The sequence below is a fragment of the Nocardia sp. NPDC003345 genome, assembly GCF_053589395.1.
In genome coordinates, this window is the sequence record NZ_JBSFRU010000349.1 from 1 (window position 1) to 6461 (window position 6461).

At 64.2% G+C, this 6461-nt stretch carries 5 protein-coding genes; all 5 read left to right on the plus strand.

The features are described 5' to 3' along the window. Nucleotides 1-762 precede the first annotated feature (762 nt). The 5 genes from ACWDU1_RS27540 to ACWDU1_RS27560 all read left to right on the plus strand — a co-directional run bounded on the left by ACWDU1_RS27540 (nucleotide 763) and on the right by ACWDU1_RS27560 (nucleotide 5564). The gene (locus tag ACWDU1_RS27540; protein ID WP_450002858.1) at nucleotides 763-1221 is read left to right on the plus strand and encodes a hypothetical protein; all 459 of its coding nucleotides are present in this window, start codon (nucleotides 763-765) and stop codon (nucleotides 1219-1221) included. Further along, a complete protein-coding gene (locus ACWDU1_RS27545; protein ID WP_450002860.1) occupies nucleotides 1218-2291 on the plus strand; it encodes a tyrosine-type recombinase/integrase in 1074 nt (357 codons plus the stop codon). The genes ACWDU1_RS27540 and ACWDU1_RS27545 overlap by 4 nt, the downstream gene beginning before the upstream one ends. 345 nt (nucleotides 2292-2636) lie before the next feature. Further along, nucleotides 2637-3398 (plus strand): TIGR02391 family protein, encoded by a 762-nt coding sequence (locus ACWDU1_RS27550; protein WP_450002861.1) that lies wholly within the window; start codon nucleotides 2637-2639, stop codon nucleotides 3396-3398. Nucleotides 3399-3410: 12 nt separating this feature from the next. Then, nucleotides 3411-3857, plus strand: coding sequence for a hypothetical protein (locus ACWDU1_RS27555; RefSeq protein ID WP_450002862.1), 447 nt, complete (start codon nucleotides 3411-3413; stop codon nucleotides 3855-3857). A gap of 240 nt (nucleotides 3858-4097) precedes the next feature. Further along, nucleotides 4098-5564: a hypothetical protein gene (locus tag ACWDU1_RS27560; RefSeq protein ID WP_450002863.1), complete on the plus strand. Its 1467-nt coding sequence runs from the start codon at nucleotides 4098-4100 to the stop codon at nucleotides 5562-5564. Nucleotides 5565-6461: the final 897 nt, after the last annotated feature.

The window sequence follows — 6461 nt, forward strand, 5'->3', positions numbered from 1 at the left end:
GGGATGGTCCCACCATTGCGCTCGCGGCGCATCCGGTCGCGATGTCGACCCCCCGCACGCGCGGGGATGGTCCGGGTGTTGACTACGACTTTGGAGGGCTGCCCGAGTCGACCCCGCACGCGCGGGGATGGTCCTACATGGGCGCGATCGATATGGCCCCGGGCTGGGTCGGCCCCGCACGCGCGGGGATGGTCCGTGCTTGGAGCTGACCCGGGTCTGCTTGGGCTGGTCGGCTCCGCACGCGCGGGGATGGTCCTAGGGCGTGACCGATCAGCAGCCGCACCGAGCCGTGGGCCCCGCACGCGCGGGGATGGTCCTCAGTTCCAGCGGGGCTTTTGTGAGGTAGTCGGGTCGGCCCCGCACGCGGGGATGGTCCGCTGGTCGGCCGCTGCGGATTGCGGCAAGTCGTGTCGGCCCCGCACGGGCGGGGATGGTCCGTGAGCGCGGACTGCAGGTGCAGCATCCCGTACGTCGGTCCCGCACGCGCGGGATGGTCTGTCCTCGGTGTTGCGTTCGGCCGAATACTAAAGCTTCAGCCGATGTTGACCCCCGGCATCGGCCCGTCTGGCGATCCAGGGCAGAGGATTTCCCAGATACATCAGTGTTTGCGCAGGTCGATCTCTGTGGATAGCCGCTGTATCCCCCTCCGGACACTTTTTGCTGCATTTGTGCCCCAAAAAGCCGTGTCCGTGCACTGCCTGGACACCCATTTTCCTGTCACCACCGTGACCTGCGGTTTCACCCCGGTTGGGGGTGAAAATTGTGACCGATGACACACTGGCGCCACTGCTTCCTTCATTCACCGACCGGCCCGGAATCGGCGACCCGTCCGTCTTTGCATCGGGTCCCGCCCTGCCGATGGCGGCCCTCGAGGAACCCGTGCGATCGAAGGCCGTGCACAGTATCCGGCCCGTCGACACCAACGGCCGTGTCGTCGACAAAGCCATCGTCGGAGCCCTCGACTGGCATCCCGGAGACCTGCTGTCGTGGCGGGTCACCGGGGGACTGGTGTTGATCACTCGCCCGGGCCACGGCCGCCGTGGCGTCACCAAGTACGGGCACCTCTCCCTGCCCGCCGCCGTCCGGCATTCCGCGGGCATCCGCATCCACGACCGGGTCCTGCTCGCCGCCGACTCCGACCAGGCACTGCTGGTCGTGTATCCAGCCGCGGTCCTCGACGACATCCTCGCCCGCCGCTTCGCCGAAGGAGCACCCGAATGACCACCGGTACCCAGGCCGATATCGCCGCCGTGCAGATGATGATGGAACGCTTCGGCCTCACCACCGCCGACCTCGGCACCGGATCCCGGGTCGCGACCGCTCGTCACGCACCGACCTTCGCCGAGTTCATCCCGGCAGTCATCGACAGGATGCCCGAGGGCCGCACCCGCGATCACTACTGCACGTATTGGCACAAGATCTTGGCTCAACCGGGCTGGGGTGAGCGGCGACTCGATGAACCCAACACCGCGGACCTTCAGGTGCTGTGTGAACAGATCCGCGCAAGTCGGGTAATCCGGCGTTCTGATCGCGGCGGCAACGAAGTAGTCCGGCACGTCATCGATGCTCTGCGGAAGTTGTATCGGCATGCCGAGGACAGCCGGCTCGTCGATCCTCGCGACAATCCCGCTGCCCGATTGGCCAAACCCAAACGGACCCGATCCAACCGACGCGCCCTGCCAATCGACCTGCTGGCGCAGATCGTCGAGGTCGCCGCCAGCACCGGCAACGACCCGGAACTGGACAGCCTGATCCTGCGGCTACACACCGAAACCGCCTGCCGTCGCGCCGGAGCGCTGGCCCTGCGGCCCCAGGACCTGGATCCGGTGCAGTCAGTGATCCTTCTCCGCGAGAAAGGCGGAACACAGCTGTGGCAACCGATCTCACCCACCCTCATGCAAGCCTTGTGCCGGCACGCCGAACAGCGTGGTGCGTCGGCGTCCGGTCCACTGCTGCGCGCGCGGAACGGTAACCCGATCACCCGCCGCCGCTACAACCACCTGTTCGAACGCCTCGGTAAGCACCTGCCCTGGGTGCTCACTCACGGCATCTCCATCCACTGGCTACGCCACACCACCATCACCTGGGTCGAGCGCCACTACGGCACCGCCGTCGCGCGGGAATTCGCCCGCCACAGCCAAACAGGCGGGGGAGTGACCGGCATTTACACCACCGCCACTATCTCCGAAGTCGCCACCGCCGTCGCGCACCTCACCGGCGAACCACACCCACTGGCCACCGAACTTCCCGATCGCCACGGGCCTTCGCGGAATCCGGCCCAGCGCGGGTAGGGGATTCGCGCAGGATCGTCGCCGAAACGGCCGGGGCGAGTTGACATCAAGATGTCGATCTTCGCAACCAGGCGCTCCCTCCCGCTCGGCCGGAGGGAACGCTCTGGGCCCTTACGATCGACTGGCAAGGTCGACTCCTTCGCCTGAGCGCAAAAAGGGCGGTGCGCGTGTTGAGAAACAGCTCGCGTTCGGTACACGATTTCTGAACACCGAGGGAAGACAGCGATCGGGCAGTATCGGTCCGGAGTTACACCCTCGGAGTGTTCAGAAGAGGATCTTGGGCTCAACCGGAAATAGCTGAATAAATCCTGTGCTGAACTTCGAGGACCCGGCGATGATGCAGCTATGAGGTTCGAAGGTGTCGACGTCCAGTGGGTGCGCAAGCACCTTGTCAACTTCCTGGAGGAGACCACACCCCGCTACAACCTTCACGATTCGGCGTACGTGACCTGCGGCCATGGTCGGACGGTCGAGCTCCTGGAGATTGTCGAGCCGATCCTGAAGCGGCTATATCCCACTTGGGCACGGGAAAATTTCGATTGCGAACGCACTGATGACGACTTCGAGCCGCACCGGGGGGTGCGCGATGCGGTACGCCGGCTCATTGTCCGCCTCGACTACCAGGCCGAGCTGATCGAACGTCTCGGAGGGACGGACTCCTCGCCTCAAATCAATGCTTCGATGCTGCACCCTTTGATTTGGGACGCCGCTAGCGCCCAGTGGTCTACCGGTCACCGCCACGAGGCGGTGTTGGCGGCGGCCAAAGCAGTGAACTCACTCTTACAGCAGAAGACTGGGCGGCGGGATCTATCCGAGACCGATCTCGTGAAGCAGGCGTTTTCAAACAATCCACCCGAGCCTGGAAAACCCCGACTGCGTTACTCCGGTATCAGCAACGAACAAACCGCGAAGTCCATGCGCATCGGAGTCATGGACTTCGGTGCGGGTTGCTTCGGAGCTATTCGGAATCCGATCGGGCATCTGCCCAATGACGAGGTGGAACTGGACGAACAGTCAGCGTTCGAGCGGCTGTCTGCACTGAGTCTGCTGGCCCGCTGGATCGATGAGGCCATCGTCGAAACCGTTTCCAAAGCGGCGGCCGGCTGATTCAATCCAGGAATGAATGAATCCGAGGTTCCGTCGACGATGGCCTGGTTCTTCCAGTTGAACCTGCATGACCGGGTCCGGCTACTCGCCAACCCGGAGTCGGACTTACCCAGCTCCCTGGTGGTCGAATTGAACAGGGCTGGTGTTGGAGTGGCAAGTACATCCTGGGCCCCACACGATTCCCCAACACCGTTTCAGCTTGAACCTGAGGCTGCTTCTGCGCTGGCCAAGCGCCGCGACGCACTCAACCGGTGGTGGGATGGGCTGCCATCCGAGGAGCGGTCCGTTCTGATCGAGAACCGGCACGGCGTCCTTCCGGAGCACCTCAAATCGGTCATCCAAGGTGGAGGAGGCGCTGTCACAGAGCAGCGACTGGAAAACGGAGAACTGAAGCCCCGCCTCTACGTGACTCCTATGACCAGCGTTTTTCTGGAGTGGAAGGCGAACGAGCTGGTGTGAACCCGCGGTGGTCCTCCGAGATGGACCCGAATGTACAGAGGCCCTACCGGCCCCCACCGATCGTGCTGAACAACTGCTGTTGGTCACTTCCGGACGTAGTCAGCTTCCTTCGAACGCAGGTGCGGTTCTGTCACGCGAGGCGGATTTGGCGGTCTCATCTTGTGTGTTCCTTGGACCCCGACTGAGAATCGTCAGCATGGAGCCGCTGCCGCAGCGGCTGGTTGCGTTCGTAGGAGTCACTTGAGCGAGTTGGATGTCGTCGCAGGGAAGTTCGTCGTAGCCGCGTTCGAGGTGCTAAGGGCGGAGAACGCCATCCCGACGTCGGACTCTCACAGGCATCTCCAGGCCCATGTCGACTTCGCTTGGACCGCGATCCAGAAGCTACCTGCCTACGCCGAACTCGCCGCAGCTGTGATCGGTGCCGCTCCTGCAGGGCTGCCAGCCGACACCGACAACCCTGGGCCGGAGTTCACGGTCTCGCGGCTGTTGTCCAGTTTCCTTGAGTTCTGCGTCGAGCGGTGCTCCAGGATCGGAGATTACGACCCTGCTGGCGCCGAAGTGGCCGACGCCGTCGGACGGTTCCGAGATGTCGTCGAAGGTCGCCCCTATCAGCTCATCGTGACCCGGCACATCTCCCACCTGGTCGCTGAACCTGACGCCGAGGTCGAGATCAACGGCATCACCATCCTCACCGCCGGCGACCACGAGCTGGTTCGCCGAGTCAGGAAGGAAATCCCCGACGCCGAGCACGCATGGAAACGTATTCGCCCACAGCCGCCCTACCGGCCGCCCTACTCTCTGCTGATCGCTCGGAGCACGGTCTCGGGGGTGGAATACCACCACGACTACAGCCTGAAAGCATCCCTGGACCGCTTCGAACTCACCATCGCTCTTCTGACATGTGCGAATGCCCAAGCTGCATTCCAGGTGAGTGGAGCGAGCAGCAGGATCTCGGCGCGACCCGCACGGCTCAATGAGCGCCTTATGCGCGATGACGAGGTCTCTACCGTGCGCCGGACTGCACGCCTCACCGGAACGGAGGGGCCGATGTTGGAAGCGCTCAGCAAGTTGGTCGACTCCGCCTTGACCCGTACCGGCGGTGACGACTTGTGGAGCTCGTTCAGGCAGGCGCTACGGAACTTCACCGACCTCGACCACACGGCGCGCTACACCGAGCAGTTGGTCCAGCTCGCCACCGCCTTGGAGGGGGTGGTGATCGGCGCCAGGGAGGGCGAAGGGTTGACACTGCGCCTGTGTTCACGGGTCGCTGCCCTGCTCGCCGGCGACGACGATCCTGCACAGATGCTGTTCGAAGACCTCAAGCACCTTTACAATCTGCGATCAGTCATCGTGCACGGCGGCGAAATGACGATGAAGGAGTTCCGAAAGACGCTCAACGCCATCTCCGCCGTGCCGGAGTCGACAAAGGAGAACGACAACCTCGATAGGATCGGCTACGCCGTCGACCGCCTGCGAGACATCGTGCGCCGCGCGATTCTCGCGCGGATCTGTCTGGCGATCGGCGACCCCTCTCCATGGCCTTTCAGGGACGAGAAACGCGTGGTGAGGGTCGATGCTGCCCTGTCTGATGATGAGGTCCGCACGGTCTGGCGCGCACACTGGCGTGACACTCTCGACTCCATGGGGATCGGTGTAACTGCCCGCCGTGCAGGACCACCCGTCCACTGGCTGAGCAAAGACGCCTGAACCATCTGGTTCCTGATCCAGGGCAGCGCTGAGACCCGACGAGTAATGGCGATCGCCAGGAGCTGTGGCCCTCCCTATCTACGGGTTCTGGCGCGGCATTGTCAGCACCCCTGCTGGAAGGGGGAGCAGCCAGCGGGCAGCCGAGGCGCCGGGGCTGGCTGTTCTGCTGGCAGAGGAGGGGGTGGCTGCTTCTCTAGCCGAGGCGGAGCTGGCTGGACAGTACCTCGGTCGGTGACCCGCTGTTCAGGTGGTGTGTCGGGCCGAAATCCCAGCCACATGCCGCCACCGATGGCTACGAGTGCCAGCACTGCGGCCAGCGGGCGGGATACCGGGCGCCGCATTTTCACGGCGACCGGGCGAGCCGATCTGGAAACTGGACGCGGTGTGGCCGGACCGGGTCGGTGGGGTGGGGTGTTGGGACGGCTGCTCATCGGCACCACCGTCCGCGGTGGCGGCGAGACCGGTGCGGGTTTCGCCGCGGGCCGGGCTGGCGGTAGCGCCGGCCGGTATGCCGGTGGTTCGACCGCCGGTGCCGGCCCGGAGGTAGGTGGCGGTACAGGTCGGGGAACTCTCTTGTCGGCCGGGAGCTGCCCCTTGGCGATGATCAGCTGATCAATCTGTGTCTTGTCGTAGCAGACGATGGTGCTGCCTCCGGCCGGGTACCAGTCGTTGCGGTCTCCCTTTCCGCCGTGGAACTCACCTGCGCACTTGCAGACACACTTCCACGCCGATGTGACCTTGGCTTTCTTGCATTTCCAGTCGCATTTTCTGGCGTGGAGGACTTCGAGCCTCATCTTCGTGGGGCCGTACGCGTAGGCCATCTCACCGACCAGCCGCAGCAGATGCTCGGCGCTGAGTTTCCGGACGGTGAGGTTCCCCCGCTTCCTTGGAGGGCTC